The organism is Nocardioides lijunqiniae, from assembly GCF_015024225.1.
In the GTDB taxonomy this organism is placed as follows: domain Bacteria; phylum Actinomycetota; class Actinomycetes; order Propionibacteriales; family Nocardioidaceae; genus Nocardioides; species Nocardioides lijunqiniae.
This window is the reverse complement of record NZ_JACJGM010000006.1, coordinates 170952-193732: the sequence shown is the minus strand read 5'-3', so window position 1 is coordinate 193732 and position 22781 is coordinate 170952. Positions and strand designations below refer to the sequence as shown.

The following is a 22781-nucleotide window of genomic DNA, read 5'->3' as shown; positions in this document are numbered from 1 at the left end:
ACTCTAGTTGGGAGGTGGTTCGCGCCCGTCGTCGGCGCTCTCGTGAGACTGCCCACGCTCCTCGAGCTCGGCCAGCAGCGAGCGCAGCTCCGAGCGCAGGAAGTCGCGGGTCGCGACCTCGCCCACCGCCATGCGCAGCGAGGCCACCTCACGCGAGAGGAACTCCATGTCGGCGTGACCGCGCGCGTTGGCCTGCCGGTCCTGCTCGGCGATGACCTTGTCGCGGGTCTCCTGGCGGTTCTGGGCCAGCAGGATCAGCGGGGCGGCGTACGACGCCTGCAGGCTGAGCATCAGCGTCAGGAAGATGAACGGGTAGGCGTCCCAGCGGGCGTCCGCGGGGGCCAGCGCGTTCCAGCCGACCCACAGGATCACGAACCCGGTCATGTAGAGCAGGAACGTCGCGGTGCCCATGAAGCGGGCGAACTGCTCGGCGAAGACGCCGAACGCGTCGTTGTTGAACGCCGGTCGCCGCACCAGCTGGCGACGGGTGCTGCGGGGAGTGTCCAGTCGGGGGGTGCGCGGCTCAGCCACGGCTCACCCCCAGCGGACCCCCGTCGCGGGGCATCCGGTCGCGCCAGTTGGCGGGGAGCATGTGGTCGAGCAGGTCGTCGACGGTGACGGCGCCGAGCAGGTGGCCGTTCTCGTCGACGACGGGCGCCGCGACGAGGTTGTACGTCGCCAGGTGGGCCGCGACCTGGTCGATCGTCGCCTCGGGGCGCAGGCTCTCCATCGAGTCGTCGAGCGCCCCGGCCACCAGGGTGGAGGGGGGCTCGCGCAGGAGGCGCTGGATGTGGGCGATGCCCAGGAACCTGCCGGTCGGGGTCTCCAGCGGCTGCCGGCAGACGTAGACCAGCGCGGCCAGCGCGGGCGTGAGGTCGGGGTTGCGCACGTGGGCGAGCGCGTCGGCGATGGTCGCGTCTGGGGGGAGGATCACCGGCTCGGGCGTCATCATCGCGCCGGCGGTGTTCTCGACGTAGGACATGAGGCGCCGCACGTCCTCGGCCTCGTCCGGCTCCATCAGCGCCAGCAGGATCTCGGCGGTCTCCGGCGGCAGGTCGGCGATCAGGTCGGCGGCGTCGTCGGGCGACATCTCCTCGAGCACGTCGGCGGCGCGCTCGGTGTCGAGCTCCTCGAGGATCTGCACCTGGTCCTCCTCGGGCAGCTCCTCCAGCACGTCGGCGAGGCGCTCGTCGTCCAGGGCGGCCACCACGGCCGCGCGGCGCTCCACCGGCAGGTCGTGGATCATGCTGGCGGCGTCGGCGGGACGCATCTCGTTGAGCGCCGCGATCAGGTGCGTCGCGCCCTGCGACTCCTCGCGGCCGACGAGCCCCTGGACGTCGCGCCACTCCACGACGTGGGTCTGACCGCGCCGGCGCAGGCCCTTGGCGGGCTCTTGCACGGCCACCCGGCTCAGGACCCAGTCGCGGTTGCGCGCCTGCTCCATCGCCACGTCGTAGACGGTGCCGGCGATGTTGCTGCCGGTGATGACCACGCTGCGGTCGAGGAGCTGGCCGATCACCAGGGTCTCGGTCGAGCGCTGCTCGAAGCGACGCATGTTGAGCAGGCCGGTCGTGTAGACCTGTCCGCTGTCGATGTTGGTGACGCGCGTCATCGGGACGAAGATCCGGCGCCGTCCGAAGACCTCGGCCACCATGCCCAGGACCCGGGGCTGGCTCTCCTGCGACCGCACGGCCACGACGAGGTCGCGGACCTTGCCGACCTGGTCCCCCTGGGGGTCGAAGATCGGCAGCCCGACCAGCCGGGCCGCGTAGACGCGGGCGGGGGCGTTGCTCACGGCTGGGGGCGCGACGATCCGGTGATGGCGGGGCCGAAGACCTCGAGGTCCTGCTTGCTGTTGACCCGGCTCCCGCTCACGGGGGGCAGGCTCAGCAGCGTGGTGACCAGGTTGGCGACCGCGCTCGAGCGGATCGGCTGTGTCCCGGAGTACCGCGTGCGCAGGGGCACGCCGGCGGAGTACTGCGGGTTGAGCCGGTAGAGGTCGGAGCGGACCACGCCGGGACCCCAGACCAGGAACGGCACCTTGTAGGCGGGCGCCGGCGACGGACCGGTCGAGCTGGCCGTCACCACGACCATCGTGGAGCCGGCCGTGCGCTCGGTGGAGCGGATGGTCTTGATGATCCGGCGGACCCGGATGTCGGCGCGCTTGAGGGCCGCGCGGTACTGCTTGCTGCGGGGCCCGTGGGCGGCCGCGGCGTCGGCCGGCTCGTCGAGCTGGACCAGCGTCAGCGCGGGCGCCGCCTTGCGCAGCCGGTCGCGAGCCGCGCGGTAGGCGGTGGCGTCGTTGTCGGAGACGACCGTCGGGCCGATCTTGCGGCGGCCGTTGTTCTTGCCGATGCGGTCGACGGCGCCGTTCGTGTTGTTCCACGAGCGCGTGATCAGACCGGCCTTGGCGTCGCCGGAGTACAGCGCGGTCGTCAGGCCGATGTCGTGCGCCGCGTCGAACATGCTGGCGACGTAGCCTCGCGCGGCGCGCTGGACCGTCGTGCTGCGGGGGACGGAGGCCTGCGAGATGCCGTGGCCGCCGTACTTGCGGCCGACGGGGCGGCCGGTGACCATGCTGACGGCGTTGGGCAGCGAGGTCGTGCGCTCCTCGACCGTGCGCGCCTGGAGCGTGGAGGCGCCGTTCTCGCGCATCCACGCGAGCGTGGGGGCCTGTGCCTTGTTGACCACGGGCGAGCGGAGGCCTTGCACGTCGATGACGACGACCCGCTTGACCCCGGCGCGCGCGGCGGCGTCGGCGGGGATGGTGGCGGTGGCCCAGACCAGCGGGTGGTCGGTCGTCTTCTGGATGAGGCCCTTCTTCAGCGTGGAGTAGCCCGACCAGGCGATCGGGGGAGTGCCCATGACCCAGTCGACCTCGACGGGCTTGGTGGGCCGGCACGCGCCGCCCGGCACGTCCTCGTGGTAGCCGCCGCTGGCGGACTCGAGGTCGCTGAGGTAGGTCATGGGGCAGTAGAACTTCTCGCGGTCGTTCATGTCGCCGACGAAGATGACCGGCACGTCGGGGGACTGCCGGCGCAGCGTGTTGACGAGGTTCGCCTGGATCCGCTCGGCCTGGTCGCGGTACTTCTGCGCGTTGCCGCGGGTGTTGGCGGGGTTGTGGGTGTTCATCACCCACACCAGCTGGCCGGTGACGTTGTGGCGCAGCTGGACGAGGGGACGTGCCTGCATCTGCCCGCCGAAGTAGGGCGACATGAACGTCGTCTGCTGGACCAGCGTCCAGTCGGAGCTGCGCCAGGCGATCGCCTTCGACTGCGCGGTCCCGGGGGCGTCGAGGCCCGGCGCGATGGACCAGCGCGGGCTCATCAGCTTCACGAACGCGGTGTACTGCTGCGGCTCGAACTCCTGGAAGCCCACGATGTCGATGCCCGAGGACTCCAGGAGCTGGGTGGCGTAGGCCATGCGCTTGGGGCTGCTCTCCCAGCCGGGGCGGTTGCCGCCCGGGCGGGTGTGGCTGTGGCCGAGCACGTTGAGGCTGGCGACCTGGAACGTCGTCACGCCGGCCCGCCGCTCGGCGGAGGCCTGGGAGGCGGTCGGCGGCTCGGGGTCGGGGTCGTCGTCTCCCGGGATGGTCAGCACCAGGGTCGCAGCGACCGCGCTGGCGAGGGCCGCGGCGACCAGCGCCACGAGCGTGGAGCGGCGCGGACGCCTGCTGCCGGGACGGGGTGCCGAGGGCTCGACGAGACGGCTGGATGTGCGCATGACAGGACTCCCGGGGAAGGCGACGGGACTCATGGTAGGTGATGTTGCTGGGATTGGTGTGATCTGTGTGACTGGGCTCCGCACCCTCAGAGGCGCGAGCGGAGCCGGTCCCGGAGGCGACGTGGCGCCTCGTCCGCGCCCGAGCCGCTCGCGGGCTCGGCCTCGCCGGTGCCGCGACCGGACTTCGCCTTGAGCATGCTGTCGGGCAGGAACTGCCACTTGTCCTGGTCGCGCAGCGCCTCGAAGCGCCCGACCAGGCGCTCGCGCTCGTCCTCGGGGAGGAGCTCGGGGGAGTGGGTGCCCTGGAGCGGGTCGATCTCCTCCAGCAGCCGCAGGTCGCGCAGGAGGTCGACCGGGTCGGCCATGTGCCGCTCGTAGATCATCTCGAAGACCCGGGCGCGCTGCTCGGGCGGCAGGTCCTTGTGGACCACCGCCTTGAGGGCCGTGGCCAGCTGCATCCGGTGGGTGCCGAAGTGCATGCTCGGCCCCGAGCCGACCATCGCCGTCCACTTCCGGACGAACTCCTCGCCGGAGTAGGACTCCAGGTGCAGCATCCGCAGTCCCGGCGTGCGGACGAGCGGCAACCGCTTGTCCTCGCGGTCGGTGGCCTTGTGGATGCCGAGCCAGACGTCGTCGCGGGGCCGCACACCCACCTTGCCGGCGATGTGGCTGCGGAAGTACAGGGAGTTCGTCGCCTCCGCGAGCACGCCCAGCGACTGGAGGAGAGCGAGGTCGCCGTCCTCCAGCAGCGGCTTGAACAGCCGGGGCTCGCCCGCGGGGTGCATCTCGCTGACGACCTCGAGCGGGGTGAGCCCGACCGCGTGGCGACGGCGGGGGACGCCGGCCAGCTCGGCACGGTCGATCTGCGCGATCTCGTCGGCGTCGATGTGGAAGAGCCACTCCGCCCAGTCCACCTGGGTGAGGACGGCGCGCGCGAGGTTGGCGTTGACGCGCTGACGCTTGTTGAGCAGCTGCGGGCGCTGGTCGCGCCACCAGGTCTTGTCGGTGACGACGGTGGTCACCTCGGGCCGGCTCGCGAGCCACGGCTCGACCTCGTCGTCGGGTGCGTCGAGGAAGACGATCATGTGGTCGACCCCGCCGGCGAGGTTGCCCCGGACGAACCGCTCGACGTTCGCCAGCCGGTCCTTGAGCGTGGTCACGGTGACGATCACGCCGGGACCTTAGCACCGCGCGAGGGTGCCGGTGCAGGTCCGACGCCGGGGACCGGCGGGGTCCGCCGATGACTAGCATGTGCTCATGCCACCCCGGACGACGGCGCCCGTCACCGACCTCGCCGTCGACGACCGCGGCCTGCTGCTGGCCGTGGAGGCGGACGTCTCGGCCAACGTCCTGTTCGACGACCAGCGCATCTTCTCCTTCTGGCTCGAGCGCGACACCGTGGCCGAGGGCGATCGGCGCCACTACCCGTGGCCCCCGGCCCTGCGCCGCTTCCTGGACGGCTCCGTCGAGGTGTCGATCGCCGACCCGGTCGACGGGACCGTCTGGCAGACGACCACCGCTCGCCTCGGGGGCGGCGAGGGCCCGGTGATCGTCGAGGACCGCCACGGCAACGCCCTGGCCCTGGACAAGAGCCTGCGCCTGACCCGGCTGTTCGGCGATCGCGACGCCGACCAGATGCTGCCGCTGCTGGACACCATCGACGTCGTGCTCGGTGCCCTGGAAGAGGCCGGCGTCGAGCCGTTCGTCGCCTACGGCACCTTGCTCGGCGCGGTGCGCGACCAGGACTTCATCGGCCACGACTCCGACGCCGACCTGGGCTACGTCAGCCGCTTCCACCACCCGGTCGACGTCATCCGCGAGTCCTTCGCGCTGCAGCGCCGCCTGCGGGAGATGGGCTTCCCCGTCAACCGCTACAGCGGACTGGGCCTCAAGGTCGTGGCGCGCGAGGCCGACGGCTCGCCGCGCGGCCTCGACGTGTTCGGCGGGTTCATGCGCGACGACATGCTCTACCTCATGGGCGAGGTGGGTCACCCCTTCCGCGAGGAGTGGCTCTACCCCCGCAGCACGGTCGTGCTCGCGGGCCGTGAGCTGCCCGCGCCGGCCGAGCCGAGCCACCTGCTCGAGGCGATGTACGGCCCGACCTGGCAGACGCCCGACCCGGCGTACCAGTTCACGACGCCCCGCAGCACCCAGCGCCGGCTCTCCGGCTGGTTCCGCGGCACCCGGGTCGGCTTCGACGAGCGGTGGGAGCGCCGCCGGGCCTCCCAGCCGGAGCGCGCGCAACGCGGGCCCAGCCCCTTCGTGCGCTGGGTGCGGCGGCAGGAGACCGACGCGGCGACGTTCGTGGACCTCGGCTGCGGCGAGGGCCAGGACGCCCTGTGGCTCAGCCGGGCGGGGGTCGGCTCGATCGGCCTGGACTTCTTCGCCCCCGACCTGCGCCGGGCGCGACGGCGTGCCGAGCGCCGGGACCTGCCGGCGCGGTTCGAGTGGTTCAACCTCCACGAGATGCGCTCGGTCCTGGGCGTCGGGGCGTGGCTGGTCCGCGAGCCCGGCCCCCGGGTCGTGCTCGCCCACCACGTGGTCGACGCCGTCGACCGCACCGGCCTGGAGCAGCTCCTGAGGCTCGCCCGCATGGTCACGCGCGACTCGGGACGGTGCTACCTGCAGTTCCACACCGCGAGGACGCCGCGCTCGGCCGGCCTGGGGCTGCACCCCGTGCCGCACGCGCGGGTGGCCGAGGCGGTGCGTGCCCGCGGCGGGCGGGTCGAGCAGCTCGTCGAGCTCACCGAGGCCGAGCTGGACATCCCCGGGGCGGCCGCCGGCGGGGACCCGACGTTGTGCAGGATGGTGGTCTCATGGAGTCGATGAAGAAGATCCTCAGCGGACGGTCCACGATGCTCGCCCGCATCCGGGCGCTCGAGGACGAGGTCCAGGAGTGCCGGCAGCTCAACGTGCGCCTCGCCGAGCTGTGCGACGTCGTCACCGAGCTGCTGGTCCCGCTGGCCGACCGCGACGAGGCGGCCGTGCGCGAGCTCCTCGACCGCTACCGCGCCGACGTCGGCGACCCGCTTCCCCGCTGACCGCAGGGCCGGTCGAGCCGGTCGGGCCGGTCTGGCTCAGCCGGTGGGGCAGTACCAGGCGACGCCGCGACGGGAGATCTTCGCCTTGCAGTCGCGACGCTCCTCCACGCCGGGCAAGGAGGCGCTCGCGGTGATCAGGGGGTGGTCGCTGAGCTTGCGGTCGCGCGCGCTCGCGTCGGACTGGTAGGCGGAGAACTCCAGGTCGCGGGTGCCGAAGATCCAGTCGACGTCCATCTTCGCGGGCAGGGCGCACCCCGACTCGCGCGCCTCCGCGCCGTTGGGGGAGTACATCCCGCTAGCGTTCGCGAACGGGCAGGCGAACTCCGCGCGGTCGTTCATGTCGCCGGTGACGACGACCGGGGTGCCGTCGGCGCTGAGCTCCTGCGCCAGGGCGGCCTCGATCTGCACGGCGCGTGCGCGATGCCCGCGGGCGTCGCCCGCGACGTTCGCAGGGTTGTGGAAGTTGGCGAACCACACGCGGCGCCCGGAGGCATCGTGCTCGAGCAGCACGTAGGGCATCGCGGTCATCTTCCCGCGGAAGTAGGGGACGTCCACGGTGTGCGTCTCGACCAGGGTCCAGGTGTCGGTGCGCCAGATGATCGAGTTGTCCGCCAGCCAGTTGCCCAGCTGGGTGCCCGGCCAGATGCCCCAGGTGTCGCCGGTGCGGTTGCGCAGCTGGTTGACCTGGGGGTACTGGAACTCCTGGAGCCCGGCCACGCTGATGTCCTTGGCGGCGAGCATGTCCAGCTGCGCCGGCAGTCGGGCCTCGGCGCTGGCGTAGCCCTTGCGCCGGCCGGGGCCGCGGGTGTGGCTGGCGCCGAGCACGTTGAACGACGCCACGCTGAACTGGGCGCCCTGCCACGAGGTCTGGGGCACCCGTGCCATCCCGCGCCTCGCCATCGCCTGGTCGAGGCGGGCCACGGTCGGGTACTGCACGATCGGGGGCGCCGCCGTCGGCAGCGGCACGATCGGCGCGGTGGGGGTCGCGGTCGGAGACGGCTCGGGCGTCGTGGACGGCGTGGTCTCCGGTGACGGTGACGGTGACGGCGTCCGGGGCTCGGTCTCCTGCGCGGAGGTGACCGCGTCGAGCGCGGACGGCACGAACATCACGACGAGCGCGGCCGAGATCGCGCTCACGGCGGCGAGCGTCGCGAGGAGCCGCAGCAGCCGGGACCGGGCCCGGCGCAGGGCACGCCTGCCCTTGGGCGAGCGACCGGAGGAGCCGCCGGCGCGCAGACGCTCCATCACGCGATCCGCTCCTCCGAAGTGCCGCTGGCAGAGAGGCGATGGTAGCCGACGGCGGGGGCCGGGCACCCCGACGGCCCTGCGGTCGAGCGTGGGAAAGGTCTCGTCCTGGGGCCGCTACCGGCCGGTATCGTCTCCGGCGTCGCAGCCGCAAGAGACGAGGAGCGCTTTCATGGGTCGTTTGTGCCAGACCGAGGGACTGACCGAGGACCAGGTCGAGATCCTGAAGGCGGTCCGGACCTTCGTCGACGAGAAGATCCTTCCGGTCGCGACCGAGCTGGAGCACGCGGACACCTACCCCCAGGAGATCGTCGACGGTCTCAAGGAGCTGGGCATCTTCGGCCTGATGATCCCCGAGGAGTACGACGGCCTCGGGGAGTCGCTGCTGACCTACGCGCTCTGCGTCGAGGAGATCGCCCGCGGCTGGATGAGCGTCTCCGGCGTCATCAACACCCACTTCATCGTGGCCTACATGCTGATGAGGCACGGCACCGAGGAGCAGAAGCAGAAGTACCTGCCCAGGATGGCCACCGGCGAGGTGCGCGGGTCGTTCTCGATGTCGGAGCCGGGCCTGGGCTCGGACGTCGCGGCCATCAAGACCAAGGCCGCGAGGACCGACGACGGCTACACGATCGACGGCCAGAAGATGTGGCTGACCAACGGCGGCTCCTCGAACCTGATCGCGGTCCTCGTCAAGACCGACGAGGGGAGCGACAGCGTCTACCGGAACATGACGACGTTCCTGGTGGAGAAGGAGCCCGGCTTCGGCGAGACCGCGCCCGGGCTGACCATCCCCGGCAAGATCGACAAGATGGGCTACAAGGGCGTCGACACCACCGAGGCGATCTTCGAGGGCCACCGGATCTCCGCCGAGCAGGTCCTGGGTGGGGGGCCCGGCAAGGGCTTCTACCAGATGATGGACGGCGTGGAGGTGGGCCGCGTCAACGTCGCCGCCCGCGCCTGCGGCATCGCCAACCGGGCCTTCGAGCTGGCCATCGCCTACGCCCAGACCCGCGAGACGTTCGGCAAGCAGATCGCCGACCACCAGGCGATCCTCTTCCGGCTCGCCGAGATGGCGACGAAGGTCGAGGCGTCGCACGCGATGATGGTCAAGGCGGCCCGCCTCAAGGACAAGGGCGAGCGCAACGACGTCGAGGCCGGCATGGCCAAGATGCTCGCCGCGGAGTACTGCAACGAGGTCGTCCAGGACTCCTTCCGCATCCACGGCGGCTACGGCTACTCCAAGGAGTACGAGATCGAGCGTCTCTACCGCGAGGCGGCGTTCATGCTCATCGGCGAGGGGACCTCCGACATCCAGAAGATGATCATCGGCCGCAGCCTCCTCAAGGACTACGCCCTCAAGGGCTGATCGGCATGGTCGCCCGCGTCTTCCTGCACATCGGTCTGCCCAAGACGGGCACGACGTACCTGCAGGGGATCCTGTGGGAGAACAAGGAGCGCCTGCGCGACGAGGGGGTCGTGCTGCCCGGGCGGGGTCACCGCGAGCACCTGTGGGCCGCCCTGGACGTGCAGGAGCGCAAGCACCTCGAGCGCCGCGACCCGCGCGCGCCCGGCTCGTGGGAGCGGCTCTGCGCCGAGCTGGACGCCACCCCCGGCGGGACCGGCGTGGTGACGCACGAGTTCTTCTGCGGTGCCGGGCCGGCCCAGGCCCGCCGGGCCGTCCAGCGGCTCGCCCCCGCCGAGGTGCACGTGGTCGTGACCGCCCGGCACTCCGCCGGGATGCTCGCGGCGGGCTGGCAGGAGATGGTCAAGAACGGCAGCCGGACCGACCTGCACGCCGCGGCCGCCGCCGACACGCGCTCGGAGTTCGGGTGGCGCACCTGGGACCTCGCCGGCGTCCTGGAGCGCTGGGGCGACGTCGTGCCCCCCGAGCGGCTGCACGTGCTGCCGGTCCCGCCGCGGACCGAGCCGCCCGACCGGCACTGGCGCAACCTCGCCGGGGTGCTCGGCCTCACCGGGGACTACCCGGTGCCGGAGGAGGCCGCCAATCCGTCGCTGGGCGCGGTCCAGGTCGAGCTGCTGCGCCGGGTCAACGCCCACCTCGGCTCCTTCTCGTCCGCGCTCGACCGTGGTCGCTGGATCCGGGGTCACCTCGCCGAGGGCCACCTCGCTGACCAGGCGGGCGAGCGCCTCGCCCTCGACGACGACCTGCTGGCCGACTGCCGGTTGCGCAGCCGGCGTGCCGTGGACCTGATCGCCGAGCGCGGCTTCGCGGTCGTGGGCGACGTCGAGACGCTGCTCGTGCCCGAGGCCCTCGCGCCGGGGCGCGACCTCGGCTCGGTGACCGACGCGGAGCTGCTCGAGGCCGCGACGCAGGTCGTCGGCGGTCTGCTGGAGGACGTGCGTGAGCTCACGCTGCAGCGTGACCGGCTGCGCGAGGAGAGCGGGCCGGCCGTGCCGACGACGGTGCGCAGGGCGGCCCGCGTGCTGCGCCGCCGACGCGGCGACTGAGCCGGTAATCGTAAAATCTTGCAGGTCCTCAGGTAAGTTTCGCCTGTGTCTCAGGTGAACTTCCCCCCACGCTCTCGGTCCCTTCCTCGCGGCAGGACGGCTCTCCGCGCCCGGCTCGCGCTGCTGCTCGTGACCGCCGTCGCCCTCTCCGGAGCGGTGCTCGCCCCTGGCGCGGCACCCGTCGAGGCGGCCGGTGCGCCCGCGCCCGCGGCCAAGGCCAAGAAGTGGTACCCGACGCCGGGCGTCAAGTTCAACACCCCCCGCGTGGGTGGTGAGCGGCAGTTCCGCCTCGAGCAGCAGATCATCGAGGCCATCCGCCACGCCAAGCCGCGCTCGACCATCAAGATGTCGATGTTCTCCTTCGACCGGATGCCCGTCGCCGACGCGCTGATCGCCGCCAAGCGCAAGCGCAAGGTGCACGTCCAGGTCATCGTCAACGGCCACGAGACGCCCGGCGCCCAGTCGAAGCTGCGCAAGTACCTCGGCAAGAAGCGGCACCGCAAGAGCTGGTTCTACCAGTGCAAGGCGAGCTGCCGCGGGCAGGGCGACGTCAACCACAGCAAGTTCGTGCTCTTCTCGCGCACGGGCGCGGCCAAGAACGTCGTCATGCTCGGCTCGCTCAACATGAAGCTCAACGGCGCCGAGAACCAGTGGAACGACCTGCTGACGGTCAACTCCTCGCCGAAGCTCTACGACACGCTCCACGGCGTGTTCAAGGAGATGAAGCGCGACCGGCTGGCCCGGCCGGCCTACATCAGCAAGGAGTTCGGCCGCTACCACCTCTACGTGCTGCCGTTCCCGCGCAAGGGCGCGGCGACCAAGCGCACGAAGTACACGGTCAACCGTGACCCCATCTCGCGCCTGCTGGCCCCGATCAAGTGCACGGGCGCCAAGACCGACAGCGGCCGCACCATCGTCCGGGTCAACATGCACGCCTGGGACGCCGATCGCGGCAAGATGATCGCCAACAAGTTCCGTGACCTGTACGCGAAGGGCTGCGACGTCAAGATCATGGTCGGCTACGCCGGCGCGAAGGTCCGCAACGTGTTCGCCAGCCGGACCAAGCGCGGCCTGATGCCGACCCGCAGCACCGGCTTCGACACCGACTACGACAGCGAGGTCGACCTCTACAGCCACGAGAAGATCCTTCTCATCAACGGCAACTACGGCGGCGACCGTGGCAAGAAGGTCGTCGTCACCGGGTCGAGCAACTACCAGAACGGCGGCCAGTACGGCGACGAGCTGATCCTCCGCGTCTTCAGCAACAGCCTCTACCGCCGCTACGCCGACAACTGGGGCATGAAGTGGCGTGACGAGACCCACGGCTTCTCGTGGGGCGGCTCGGGTGGCCTGCGCTCCACCTCCGGTCGTTGGCTCGTCCCGCCCGTCTACGCTGACGACCTCGGCATCGACAGCGAGGAGTGGCGCGACGAGTGACGCGGGGCGCGTGAGGCCGCGACCGGCGTGAGCCGACCGCGCCGGACCCGGTGAGCCGGACGCCTGCCGGTGGTGGCAGTCTCCCCGGGATGGACCTCGAGAGCGCGCTGCGTCGCCAGGCGCCTGCCTGCGCGAGCCTCGGCTCGCCGATGTACGCCGAGCTGTGCGAGCGGCTCGCGGACGACGTCGCCGCCGGCGGCCCCACGGCCGTTGTGCTCGCGGGCCACGAGGACGACCCCGGGCCCTCCGGGCTGGCGCTGCGGCTGCTGGGCAGCGTGCACCGGCTCGTCCTGGAGCGCCGGGCCGGCGCGCTGGCGGCGTACTACCCCAGCGTGGGCGGCACCTGGGCGCCCGAGGCCGGGTGGCTCGCCCTGCGGCAGCTGCTGGAGGACGAGCCGGACGCCGTGCGCGAGTGGCTGGACCGGCCGCCGCAGACCAACGAGGTCGGCCGCGCCACCGCGCTGATGGCGGGCCTGCTCGCGCTGCCGTGGCCGCACCCGGTGCGGCTCTTCGAGATCGGCTCGTCGGGCGGCCTCAACCTGCTGGCCGACCGGTTCCGCTACGTCACGCCGGCCGGGTCCGTGGGTCCTGCGGAGTCACCCGTCGTGCTCGACCCGGCGTGGACCGGGGAGCCGCCGCTGCGCGAGGTGCCTCGGGTCGTCGAGCGCCTGGGCAGCGACGTGATGCCGGTCGACGTGGGCACGACCGAGGGGCGCCTGGTGCTCACGGCCTACGTCTGGCCCGACCAGACCCACCGGCACGAGCGGCTGCGCGGCGCCTTCGCGATCGCCGACCGGCACCCGCCCGTCGTACGGCGTGAGGGTGCGGGCGACTTCGTGGCCGGCCTGGAGCCGGCCGAGGGTGCCACGACGGTGCTGTGGCACAGCGTGATGTGGCAGTACCTCGAGCGCGCGGAGCAGGACCGGGTCCGCGCGGACATCGAGGCGCTGGGGGAGCGGGCGACGCACTCGGCGCCGTTCGCCCACCTGTTCCTCGAGCCGACGCGGCGGACGCCGGAGAGCGACCACGAGTTCCTGGTGGTGCTGGAGACCTGGCCGGGCGGTGAGCGCCGCGTCGTCGGCACCTCGGTCGGCCACGGCGTGCCCACGGACGTCGAGTAGCCGGGAGCCCGCCCTCCCAGGTGCGCTACCCGCCCACGACGACGTCGGAGACGGCGTAGCCGACCTCCTCGTCGGCGATGCGGGTGCTGGTGTCGACGCTGACCGAGCTCGGGTGGTCCTGGCCCGCGGGCCAGTCGACCTCGACCTTCTCGGCGCCGGTGTCGTTGGCGGCCGCGATGACGTCGTCGAGGGTCGTCCAGCGGGCGCGAGGCACGGGCCCGCCGTCGGTCACGCCGCGCCCGCCCCGCGTGTAGACCGCCTCGGTGACCTCGTCGTCGACCACGGTGACGCGCATCGGGACGCCGGCGTCGGCGCAGAAGCACGAGACCACGAGCGTGAACGTGTAGTCCTCGGGCTCGAACTCGGGGTAGGTGCCGACCGTGGGCGCAGCGGCGGGCGTGCTGGGAGTCGCGGACGTCGGGCTCGAGGCGGTGTCGGAGGCGGTGTCGGGGGCGGTGTCGGGCTCGTTCTCGGCGCCGCAGCCGACGAGGACGAGCGAGGCGGCGAGGACCGGGACGAGGGTGCGCAGCATGGGGATCCGACGCGCGAGGCCCCGTCGCGGTTGCATCCGGCGACGTTATCCGGTCGACGGCCTGGGACCTGCGTGCCAAGGTGGAGCCATGACGGACGCGAGCAGCAACGACGACATCAAGGCCAAGATGCGCGAGGCCCTGCAGCGGAAGAATGACAAGGAGAAGGGGGTCCACCAGGACGGCCCGACGCCGGAGAAGGCGCACGGCTCCGAGGTCGTGGGCGGCGCCCCGAAGATGCACCGGCGCAAGGCCGGCGGCGGCGGCTCCTGACCGCCGTACTCGCCTGAGCGGGCGGCCTGCCAGAATCGGGCCCGACATCGTCGAGCCCGAGGAGTGACACGTGCAGTTCGGACGCAGCTACGAGGAGTTCGAGGTCGGTGCGACCTACAAGCACTGGCCGGGCAAGACGGTCACCGAGTTCGACGACCACATGTTCTGCCTGCTCACGATGAACCACCACCCGCTGCACCTGGACAGCAACTACGCGGAGTCGACCACGCAGTTCGGCAGGAACGTCGTCGTCGGCAACTACGTCTACTCGATCCTGCTCGGCATGTCCGTGCCCGACATCTCGGGCAAGGCGATCGCCAACCTCGAGATCGAGTCGCTGCGCCACGTCGCGCCGACCTTCCACGGCGACACCCTCTACGGCGAGACCACCGTGCTCGACAAGTGGGAGTCGAGGTCGAAGGACGACCGGGGCGTCGTCCACGTCGAGACCATCGGATACAACCAGGACGGCAAGGTCGTGTGCATCTTCCGCCGCAAGGTGATGGTGCCCAAGGACAGCTACCTCACCGAGCGCGGCGGCGAGCAGCCCGGCCGCCCCGTCCCCCAGCCCGACAAGTTCTGGCCCGGGCCCGCGGAGGCCTGACGCCGGGGGAGTTTCGCCGGTCGACCGGCGAAACTGGACCTTGACCGCCGTTTCTCGTCGGCAGTTGGGCGCTGCAGGGTAGGTGCTGAGCGTGAGGGCGTCAGTCCTGGCGCTGAACTGCCGACATGGGTGCGGTCAGCTGGCGGCGGCGTACGGCGGCGACCGCGGTCAGCGTGCGGCGTACGCGCTCGGGGTTGCGCATGACGTCGTCCCACAGGAAGCGCACGACCACCCAGCCGCGTGACGCGAACTCCGCGTAGCGGCGGACGTCGCGGTTGAACGCGTCGTGGTCGCCGTGGTGCTCCCAGGAGTCGGCCTCCATGGCGATCATCAGCCGGTCATCGACCAGGTCAACGCGCCCGGCTTGGCCGATCCAGCCCTGGGGCCGAGGGCGCAGACCCCGGACATCGATCGCGATGGCTCTCAGCACGCTCTCGAACGGATTGGCCGCCAGCCCCGACGCGGCCTCGGCGACGCGGACGGCCCTGGCTCGTCCCGTGCGAGGAGAGCGCCGGGCCGCTGCCAGGAGGTCGTCCTGGTGCACCAGGTGCGAGCGCAGCGCGGAGTCGGCGACGCAGAGCGCGACGTCGAAGGGGTAGACGCGGCTGCAGTCGACCACGGTGCGCAGGGGCGAGGTGACCCCGTGCTCCACCTCGTCCGGCTGCAGCCGGCCCCAGCGAAGCTCGACGCTGCCCGTCGACTCGCCGCGCGCTCCGCGCGGGACCGTGATCGTCGGCAAGGCGGGCACCGTCTTCAGCTTCCACCCCCACGACTGCGCCGCGCTGAGGTGCGAGACCGTCCCGCCCAGCTCGGCGGCGCGCAGCCGAGCGAGGTCGGATCCCGGCAGCGCCACCTGGTGTCTTCTCAGCCGCAGGACGCGGCCGTCGTCGAGGGCGTCCCGGGCGGCGGCCCGCGCGGTCAGGGCCCGCCATTCCCCGATGCCCGCGATGCCACCCAGACGGTGCAGCGCGTCGACCGGGTCCATGAGTCCAGCGTGCCCCCATCGACCCCGATGCCGCAGACCTCATCCACAGGCCCGCGATGTCGGCAGTTCGCAGCCGAGCGACACTCGCTGAGCGCGACCACCTCTCGCTGCCGGCCCAACTGCCATCAAGGAATGGCGGTCAAGCGACAGTTTCGCCGGTCGACCGGCGAATCTCCCCGCCGCCGACCGCCGCCGGCGCGAACGCCCGAGCGAGCGGGAGCAGGGCCAGCACCAGGACCATGGGCACGGCGAAGCCGAGGCGCAGGTTGTCCTGGCCGACGGCGCCGACGAGCACGGCGCCCATGAGGGCGCCGAGGTAGTTGAACTGGTTGAAGCGCCCGATGACGGCGTCGACGCGCGCCTGGCGCGTGAGCGGGTCGAGGCCCTCGCCGGCGATGCGCGCCGCGGCGGAGTAGGAGAGCGGGGCGATGACCGCGACGCCGGCCCCGAGCACGGTGAAGCCGAGCACCGCCACCGGCCAGCTGGGGGCGAAGACGACGGCGGCCAGCGACAGCGACGAGACGACCGCGCCCACGCGGATGACCGACACGGCGCCGTACGACACCACGAGGCGGTCGCCGCCGAGGCGCAGCGCGAGGCTGGCCACGAGGTAGGGGAGGGTCGCGAGCGCGACCAGGTCCTCGGGGGTGTCGATCACGTTGTCGAGGTAGAGCGAGCCCCAGGTCTGCGCGGCGGTGTCGACCATGTAGAAGAGCACCATCCCGAGCCCCACCAGCAGGATCGGCCGCCACGGCACCGCGCCAGCCGCCGAGGCAGCAGCGGCCAGGGGGTCGCCGACGCGGGGGAGCAGCGGCCCGAACAGCACCAGCAGCGGAACGACGGCCGCCACCGCGCCCACCTCCACCGGCAGCCGCGACGTGGCGAGCGTCAGCGCGGCGCCGAGGATCCCGCCGAGCGTCCAGGCGCCGTGGAACGACGGCAGGATCGGGCGGCCGTACTCGTGCTCGACCGCCACCGCCTGCATGTTGGTGGTGGCGTCGACGATCCCCAGCGCCACGCCGTACGCCGCCAGGCCGGCCACGAACGCGCCCACGACCGGCGCCAGCATCAGGATCGGCACCGCGACGACCGTGAGGCCCAGGCCGAGCCGCAGGAGCGACGCGGAGTCACGGCCCCGGGCGAGCCGCTCGGCGAGGACCGACCCGACGCCCGCCAGCAGCACGATCATCAGCAGGAGCAGGGAGATCTGCAGCTCGGAGAGGTCCCAGACGTCCTGGTAGTCGGGCAGCCGCGTCGTCAGGCTGATGAACACCAGCCCCTGGCTGAGGAAGGCGGCGGCGACGGCCAGACGGGAAGCGCGGAGGTCCACGCGGTGATAGTGGCACGGCAAGGACCGCGAGAGGCTGCACCCGGCCGTCATGCCGCCGTCATCCGGTGCGCCTCGTCAGTGACAGCCGGGTCGGGGTGACGAGCCAGCCGACGGCGGTCGAGAGCAGCGGCACGCCGGCCACGACGACGGCCAGGCCGGCCCAGGGGACAGGAGTCCCCGGCGTGCCGACCAGCTGCAGCAGGCTGGCACCGCCGGCGGCGCCGAGCAGCAGCCCGAGGCCGGCTCCCAGGGAGCCGACGGCCAGCGCCTGCCCGGCGCTCGTGGCCCGACGCGTCCACGGAGGGGCGCCCACCGCCGCGAGCGTGGCGGTGTCGCCGCGGCCCTCGGAGGCGGAGAGGGCCACGATCATCCCGACGACCAGGCAGGTCGCGAGCAGGACGCCACCTGCGCCGCCCAGGATGAGCCGGGGGTCGACCGGTCCCTGGGGCTCGTCCCCGTCGGCGTGAATGCCGTGGAACGCCAGCCGTTCCAGCGACTCCCGGTCGAGGTCGTGGTCGGCGTGCAGGAAGGCGCTCATCGGTACCCCGCGCATCCCCAGGCGGTCCGCGGTGTCCGTTGAGATCCACACCGAGCTCGGCATGGCCAGGAAGCCCGGTCGCACCTGCACGCCGGGGATGCGCTCGTCGAGGACCCGGTCGCGGCGCGGGCCCACCACGGCGCGCACCTCGCCGTCGCGCAGCGAGCTCGGCCCCACCACGAGCGCCTTGCCGTCGGCGAGGTCGCGGCGAGCCGAGTCCGGCAGACCCATCACCTCGAGGAACCGGTCGTCCACGATCGAGTAGGTCCCGCCCCGGTTGTCGGTCACCGGGCGCCGCCCGATCCGTGCCTCCTGCGCGACGACGAGGCCCTCGGCCCCGACGATCTCGGCGGCCGCCGTCCGCACCCGAGCGAGGGCGTCGGGGTCGCGGAGCTGACCTGCCGAGAGGTAGAGCTCCGCGGTCCCGGCGGGCACCAGCGGCTCGTCGACCTCCTGCAGCGCGGCGTTGGCGGAGACCCCGAAGCCGGCGAACACGGCTCCCGTCACCACGATGCCGATCCCGAGCACCGCGGCGGTCGTCCGGCCGCGGTGCCGCGCCACGTCGCGCACGGCAAGGCGCCACGGCAGCCAGCCCCGGTCGGCGCGCGCCCCGAGGAGGTCGACGAGGAACGGCGTCGCCAGGATCGCCCCCAGCAGGAGCACGACCGCGCTCAGGCCCCCCGCCGCCACGGGCAGGGTCGACGGCGTCGCCGCGTCGGCTGCGAACTCGCGCGAGATCCACCAGCCGCTCAGCGTGAGCCCAATACCGCCGCTGCCCAGGAGCGCCAGGGCCGGTCCGCGCAGCCGGCCGCCGCGGCGCCCGCGGGAGGCGGTCGCGACGTGGCCGTCGAGGGACTCGGCCGCCGTCATCCGTCCCACGCCCCAGGCGGGGATGGCCGCCGCCGCGACGGCGGACGCCACGCCGAGCAGCGCGACGGCCGCGATCGTGCCCGGCGAGAAGGAGTAGACGGAGAGCCGCTGACCGGCGAGGGACGCGATCGGGTCCCGGCCCAGCAGCAGTGAGAGCAGACCGGCGCCGGTGCCGAGCGCCGCGGCCGCGACCCCGATCCACAGGCCCTGCGCCAGGACCGTGCGCCGTACATCGGCCGGAGTCCCGCCGGAGGCCATCACCAGGCCGAGCGTGCGGGTCTGACGACGGGCGCCGACGGCGAAGGCGGAGCCCACGAGGACCAGCACCTCGATCAGACCGATCCCGATGACCAGCGCACCGGCGGCGACGGCGGTCGGCTCCACCGGCGAGGGCAACGGCTCTTCCAGGCCCCAGGCGTCGGGGTGCTCGGTGGCGTCCCGGAGCTGGGCGGACACACCGTGGGCGGCCAGGTCCGCCTGGAGGGCCTGTCCCTGCGCGCTGGTGAGCTCGGGGAGGTCGACCAGGTAGCGCACCATGGACCGGGAGTCCGGGCGCGCGTCGAGGCGCACCGGGGGCAGCACCAGCGGCGCCGCCTCGCTGGCGGCGTCCGGGTCCGGCTCGAGCACGCCGACGACCTCGAGGTCGCCGCGCAGGGTGCTCAGCGTGGCGTCGGCGGCGAGGCGGTCGCCGTCGAGCAGGTCGAGCTCGTCGGCGAGCAGCCGATCCACTGCGACCTCCCCGCCGCTCGTCGGCGCGCGACCGGACTCCAGGACGGCCAGGCCTCGGGTCAGGGGGTCGTCGAGGTCGAGGACGTCGGCGTCCAGCCGCCCTCCGATCGCGAGCGGCACGACCGACCGACCGACGCGGGTCACCCTCGAGCCCTCGGGCAGCAGTGCCGCGACGTCCACCTGCGTGGCATCGCGCTCGACGTCGCGGGCACGGCGAGGGGCGGTCCACTCGACGTACCGGCCGCGGTCCAGCGTCGCCACCCTCACGCGAGGATGCGGGGTGACCTCCAGTGCGGCGTCGGCGGCGCCCAGGAAGCGGACGGTCGTGTTGGGGGAGTAGTAGTCGGTGGTGGCGGTCACGGTCGAGACCACGACGGCCGCCGCGACCGGCAGCGCGACGAGCACCGTGACGACGACGGTGCGCAGGGGGTGCTGCAGCAGGTCGCGCCAGGCCATGCGCAGGGCGGGGCGCCAGCGCGCCAGCCGGGCCATCACGCGCCCGTCAGGAGCGACTCGGCCACGGGCCGTGCGCCCGTGTCGTCCACCGCGGCGCCGTCGCGCAGGAACACGATCCGGTCGGCCCAGGCCGCGTGCGCGGCGTCGTGCGTCACCAGGAGCGTCGCCACGCCGGCGGCGCAACGGTCGCGCAGCAGCCGCATGACCTGCTCGCCGGTCTCGGAGTCGAGGGCTCCGGTGGGCTCGTCGGCCAGGATGAGCGAGCGATCGCCGACCACGGCGCGGGCGATCGCCACCCGCTGCTGCTGCCCGCCGGACATGTCCGCCGGCAGCCGGTCGGCGAGGTCGACCAGGCCCACCTCGGCCAGCGCCGCCTCCGCCGCGGCCCGTGCCGGACGACGCCGTACGCCGTCCAGCTCGAGGGGCAGCGAGACGTTCTCGGCCGCGGTGAGCGCCGGGATCAGGTTGAGGTCCTGGAAGACGTAGCCGACCTTGTGGCGGCGCAGGCGCGCCAGCTCCTTCGGGCTGAGGTCGCCGAGCTCGACCCCGTCCACCTTGACGCTGCCGGCGGTGGCCCGGTCGAGCCCTCCGGCGAGGTTGAGCAGGGTCGACTTGCCGGAGCCGCTGGGGCCCATCACGGCGACGAGCTCGCCGGCCGCCACGTGGATGGTCAGGCCGCGCAGCGCGTGCACGGCGGCGTTGCCCTGGCCGTGGATGCGGTCCACCTGGTGCAGGTCGAGGGCGTTCACCGGGCGCGCTCCTCGGTCGGCTCGGGCGCGGCGGCGTCCTCGAGGACGGGCGGACGGGTCCGCTCGGCGGAGGCGGCCTTCAGCAGTGCCCCCTCGCAGTGGTCGAGCCAGCGCAGCTCGGCCTCGGCGGAGAAGCGCAGGTGGTCGAGCACCAGCGACCACGCCAGCCCGCCGACGTCGCCGGGCTCCTGCTTGAGCCGGGTGAGGTCCTGCAGTCGACGCATCGTCGCCACGCGCTGCGTCTGGACGATGGCCTGCACGTCGAGCCCGGGTGTCGTCGAGGCGAGCGCCAGCTTGATCGCCAGCTCGTCGCGAGGCCGGTCCGCGTGGGTGACCGGCTTGGCGAACCACTCACCCAGCGTGCTGACGCCGGCGGCGGTGAGCGCGTAGCGCTGGCGCCCCTCGTCGTCGGTGGCCTGGGGCTCGATCAGCCCGTCGCGCTCCAGCCGGGTCAACGTGGAGTAGACCTGGCCGATGTTGAGCGGCCAGGTCGACCCGGTCGCGTGCTCGAACTCCGCGCGGAGCTGGTAGCCGTACATCGGGCCGTGCCGCAGCAGGGCGAGAAGACCGTGGGGGATGCTCATGGATACGGAGTATGCATACCGAGTATCCATGTGACAAGCGACGCGCCGCGAGTGTCGGCAAACCGCCCCGCGGCGCACCCGTTCTGCGCGACGATGGCGCGCCGGCTCTCCGGCACGGAGACACCTGGGGTGGCGGATGGCACGGACCGGACAGCAGCTGCGCGCGCGCACGGCGAAGGCGATCGCGAAGGGCGGGTCGGGCGGGCGCACGACGACCGCGCCGCGCTCCGACCTGGGGGACCGGCTGCGCTACCGGTTCGACAACAGCATGTCGCGCGGCACCCCCGCGCTGATCGCCTGGCTCACCGTCGCGACGGTCGTGCTGATCGTCGTGTTCTCGGTGTTCGTCACCGTGCTCGACCTGCGCCCGGAGTCGGACGCGCCCGAGGGCTTCCTGCACGAGATGTTCTACAGCCTGCTCCACGCCCTCGACCCCGGGACCATCGGCGGCGACGACCCCAGCTCCTGGCGGTTCGTGCTCACGATGCTGGCGCTGACCGTCGCCGGACTCTTCATCGTGAGCGCGCTGATCGGCGTCATCGCCGCCGGCATCGACACCAAGCTGGCCGACCTGCGCCGGGGCCGCTCGATCGTCCTCGAGCAGGACCACACGGTGATCCTGGGCTGGTCGGACTCGATCTACACGATCATCAGCGAGCTGACGCTGGCCAACGAGAGCCGCCGCAAGCCGGTGATCGTGATCCTCGCCGACCGCGACAAGGTGGAGATGGAGGACGACGTCGCCGCCAAGGTCCCGGACCTGCGCGGCACCCGCGTCATCTGCCGCTCCGGCTCCCCGATGGACATCGACGACCTCGCGCTCAGCAGCCACACGAGCGCGCGCTCGGTCATCCTGCTGGCGCCCGAGTCGTCGGAGGACCCCGACAGCGAGGTCATCAAGACCCTGCTCGCGCTCACCCACGGGGGCGCCGACGGCCCCAACATCGTGGCCGAGATCCGCAACCCCACGAACCTCGAGGCGGCCCGCCTGGTGGGCGCCGACCGCACGGTCCTGCTCGACATCCGCGAGACCGTCGCCAAGCTCGTCGTGCAGACCTCGCGCCAGTCCGGCGCGGCGGCGGTCTACACCGAGCTCTTCGACTACGACGGCGACGAGATCTACTTCCTCGAGCAGCACGACCTCGGCGCGCAGACGTACGGCGACGCGGTGCTGGCCTTCGAGAAGGCCTCGGTCATCGGGCTGATCGAGGACGGCGTCCCGACCCTCAACCCGCCCGCGGACACCGTCGTGGGCAACCGCACCCTCGTGGTGGTCGCTGAGGACGACGCCGGGCTCGAGACCGAGGGCCGCTCGCTGGTCGGACCCGACCTCTCCGCCCTCGGCACGGCGGTCGCGGCCGAGGAGCAGCCGACCCACGGCGTCCTGATCGGCTGGAACGAGCGCGCCCCGATCGTGCTGCGCGAGCTCGACCACTACGCGCCGGCCGGCTCGACGCTGACCGTGCTGACGTCCTTCGGCGCCCCCGCCGTCCCGGCGCTCGAGCACCTCGCGGTGAGCGTCGTCGCGGCCTCCACCACCGACCGCGCGACCCTCGAGGCCCACGTGGTCGACGGCCTCGACCAGGTCATCGTGCTCTGCTACTCCGACCACCTCGGCGTCCAGGCGGCCGACGCCCGCACGCTGGTGACGCTGCTGCACGTGCGCGACATCCTCGGCCGCCTCGGCTCGGCCACGCCGGTGGTCACCGAGATGCTCGACGACCGCAACCGGGTGCTGGCGCAGGTCGCCCACGTCGACGACGTGGTCGTCAGCGGCGAGATCGTGAGCCTGCTGGTCACCCAGCTCTCCGAGGACCGCCGGCTGGAGGCGGTCTTCGGCCAGCTCCTCGGCGACCAGGGCAGCGAGATCTACCTGCGCCCCGCCGAGTGGTACGTCCAGCCGGGCCGCGAGGTCACCTACGCGACGGTGGTCGCGGGCGCCACCGCGCGGGGCGAGACGGCGCTGGGCTACCGGTCGCTGTCGCTCGGCGAGGACGACGTGGCAGGCTTCGGTGTCGTGGTGAACCCCGCGAAGTCCCAGACCTTCACCGTCCAGGACGGCGACCGCGTCGTCGTGCTCGCCGAGGCCTGAGC

Annotated in this window: 20 protein-coding genes; 9 read left to right on the top strand and 11 right to left on the bottom strand. The window is 72.6% G+C overall.

All coding sequences use genetic code 11. The features are described from left to right. Window positions 1-3 precede the first annotated feature (3 nt). The 4 genes from IRQ30_RS05665 to IRQ30_RS05650 form a co-directional block, all read right to left on the bottom strand. Window positions 4-531: a DUF1003 domain-containing protein gene (locus IRQ30_RS05665; protein WP_193607319.1), complete on the bottom strand. Its 528-nt coding sequence runs from the start codon at window positions 529-531 to the stop codon at window positions 4-6. Beyond that, a complete protein-coding gene (locus tag IRQ30_RS05660; RefSeq protein WP_193612013.1) occupies window positions 524-1795 on the bottom strand; it encodes a magnesium transporter MgtE N-terminal domain-containing protein in 1272 nt (423 codons plus the stop codon). The genes IRQ30_RS05665 and IRQ30_RS05660 overlap by 8 nt, the downstream gene beginning before the upstream one ends. Then, a complete protein-coding gene (locus IRQ30_RS05655) occupies window positions 1792-3723 on the bottom strand; it encodes an alkaline phosphatase family protein (protein WP_193612012.1) in 1932 nt (643 codons plus the stop codon). The genes IRQ30_RS05660 and IRQ30_RS05655 overlap by 4 nt, the downstream gene beginning before the upstream one ends. A gap of 86 nt (window positions 3724-3809) precedes the next feature. After that, a complete protein-coding gene (locus IRQ30_RS05650; protein ID WP_193612011.1) occupies window positions 3810-4895 on the bottom strand; it encodes a glycosyltransferase family 2 protein in 1086 nt (361 codons plus the stop codon). Window positions 4896-4980: 85 nt separating this feature from the next. On the opposite strand from IRQ30_RS05650, the gene IRQ30_RS05645 reads away from it, so the two are divergent. Further along, window positions 4981-6552, top strand: coding sequence for a class I SAM-dependent methyltransferase (locus tag IRQ30_RS05645; RefSeq protein ID WP_193612010.1), 1572 nt, complete (start codon window positions 4981-4983; stop codon window positions 6550-6552). Beyond that, a complete protein-coding gene (locus IRQ30_RS05640) occupies window positions 6540-6764 on the top strand; it encodes a DUF6752 domain-containing protein (RefSeq protein WP_167736183.1) in 225 nt (74 codons plus the stop codon). Before IRQ30_RS05645 ends, IRQ30_RS05640 begins: the two co-directional genes overlap by 13 nt. Before the next feature lie 36 nt (window positions 6765-6800). On the opposite strand, the gene IRQ30_RS05635 is transcribed toward IRQ30_RS05640, so the two are convergent. After that, the gene (locus tag IRQ30_RS05635) at window positions 6801-8009 is read right to left on the bottom strand and encodes an endonuclease/exonuclease/phosphatase family protein (RefSeq protein WP_193612009.1); all 1209 of its coding nucleotides are present in this window, start codon (window positions 8007-8009) and stop codon (window positions 6801-6803) included. 172 nt (window positions 8010-8181) lie between these two features. Here IRQ30_RS05635 and IRQ30_RS05630 point away from each other — a divergent pair, with 172 nt between their 5' ends. The 4 genes from IRQ30_RS05630 (at window position 8182) to IRQ30_RS05615 (ending at window position 13039) form a co-directional block, all read left to right on the top strand. Beyond that, window positions 8182-9378, top strand: a complete 1197-nt coding sequence (locus tag IRQ30_RS05630; RefSeq protein WP_193612008.1) for an acyl-CoA dehydrogenase family protein — start codon at window positions 8182-8184, stop codon at window positions 9376-9378. A gap of 5 nt (window positions 9379-9383) precedes the next feature. Then, entirely contained in the window at window positions 9384-10481 is a 1098-nt protein-coding gene (locus tag IRQ30_RS05625; protein WP_193612007.1) for a hypothetical protein, read from the top strand. 129 nt (window positions 10482-10610) lie between these two features. Further along, window positions 10611-11918 carry a phospholipase D-like domain-containing protein gene (locus IRQ30_RS05620; RefSeq protein WP_193612006.1) on the top strand — a complete coding sequence of 436 codons (1308 nt, stop codon included), beginning with the start codon at window positions 10611-10613 and terminating at the stop codon, window positions 11916-11918. 89 nt (window positions 11919-12007) lie between these two features. After that, window positions 12008-13039 carry a DUF2332 domain-containing protein gene (locus IRQ30_RS05615; protein ID WP_193612005.1) on the top strand — a complete coding sequence of 344 codons (1032 nt, stop codon included), beginning with the start codon at window positions 12008-12010 and terminating at the stop codon, window positions 13037-13039. 25 nt (window positions 13040-13064) lie between these two features. Here the strand turns inward: IRQ30_RS05615 and IRQ30_RS05610 are convergent, their stop codons facing one another. Continuing rightward, window positions 13065-13607: a DUF6174 domain-containing protein gene (locus tag IRQ30_RS05610; protein WP_193612004.1), complete on the bottom strand. Its 543-nt coding sequence runs from the start codon at window positions 13605-13607 to the stop codon at window positions 13065-13067. Window positions 13608-13659: 52 nt separating this feature from the next. Between IRQ30_RS05610 and IRQ30_RS05605 the strand changes: the two genes are divergently transcribed. Then, window positions 13660-13842, top strand: coding sequence for a DUF5302 domain-containing protein (locus IRQ30_RS05605; protein WP_193607331.1), 183 nt, complete (start codon window positions 13660-13662; stop codon window positions 13840-13842). A 70-nt stretch (window positions 13843-13912) separates the two neighbouring features. Next, a complete protein-coding gene (locus IRQ30_RS05600) occupies window positions 13913-14446 on the top strand; it encodes a MaoC/PaaZ C-terminal domain-containing protein (protein ID WP_193612003.1) in 534 nt (177 codons plus the stop codon). A gap of 100 nt (window positions 14447-14546) precedes the next feature. On the opposite strand, the gene IRQ30_RS05595 is transcribed toward IRQ30_RS05600, so the two are convergent. From IRQ30_RS05595 to IRQ30_RS05575, 5 genes are all read right to left on the bottom strand, one after another. Next, window positions 14547-15431, bottom strand: a complete 885-nt coding sequence (locus IRQ30_RS05595; RefSeq protein ID WP_193612002.1) for a DUF559 domain-containing protein — start codon at window positions 15429-15431, stop codon at window positions 14547-14549. A 139-nt stretch (window positions 15432-15570) separates the two neighbouring features. After that, window positions 15571-16761 (bottom strand): MFS transporter, encoded by a 1191-nt coding sequence (locus IRQ30_RS05590; RefSeq protein ID WP_193612001.1) that lies wholly within the window; start codon window positions 16759-16761, stop codon window positions 15571-15573. 58 nt (window positions 16762-16819) lie between these two features. Continuing rightward, window positions 16820-19390, bottom strand: coding sequence for an FtsX-like permease family protein (locus IRQ30_RS05585; RefSeq protein ID WP_193612000.1), 2571 nt, complete (start codon window positions 19388-19390; stop codon window positions 16820-16822). After that, on the bottom strand, window positions 19390-20103 hold the full coding sequence (locus tag IRQ30_RS05580) for an ATP-binding cassette domain-containing protein (protein WP_193611999.1): 714 nt from the start codon (window positions 20101-20103) through the stop codon (window positions 19390-19392). The genes IRQ30_RS05585 and IRQ30_RS05580 overlap by 1 nt, the downstream gene beginning before the upstream one ends. After that, window positions 20100-20687 carry a PadR family transcriptional regulator gene (locus tag IRQ30_RS05575; RefSeq protein WP_193611998.1) on the bottom strand — a complete coding sequence of 196 codons (588 nt, stop codon included), beginning with the start codon at window positions 20685-20687 and terminating at the stop codon, window positions 20100-20102. Before IRQ30_RS05575 ends, IRQ30_RS05580 begins: the two co-directional genes overlap by 4 nt. A 136-nt stretch (window positions 20688-20823) precedes the next feature. On the opposite strand from IRQ30_RS05575, the gene IRQ30_RS05570 reads away from it, so the two are divergent. Then, window positions 20824-22779: a CASTOR/POLLUX-related putative ion channel gene (locus IRQ30_RS05570; RefSeq protein WP_193611997.1), complete on the top strand. Its 1956-nt coding sequence runs from the start codon at window positions 20824-20826 to the stop codon at window positions 22777-22779. Window positions 22780-22781 lie beyond the last annotated feature (2 nt).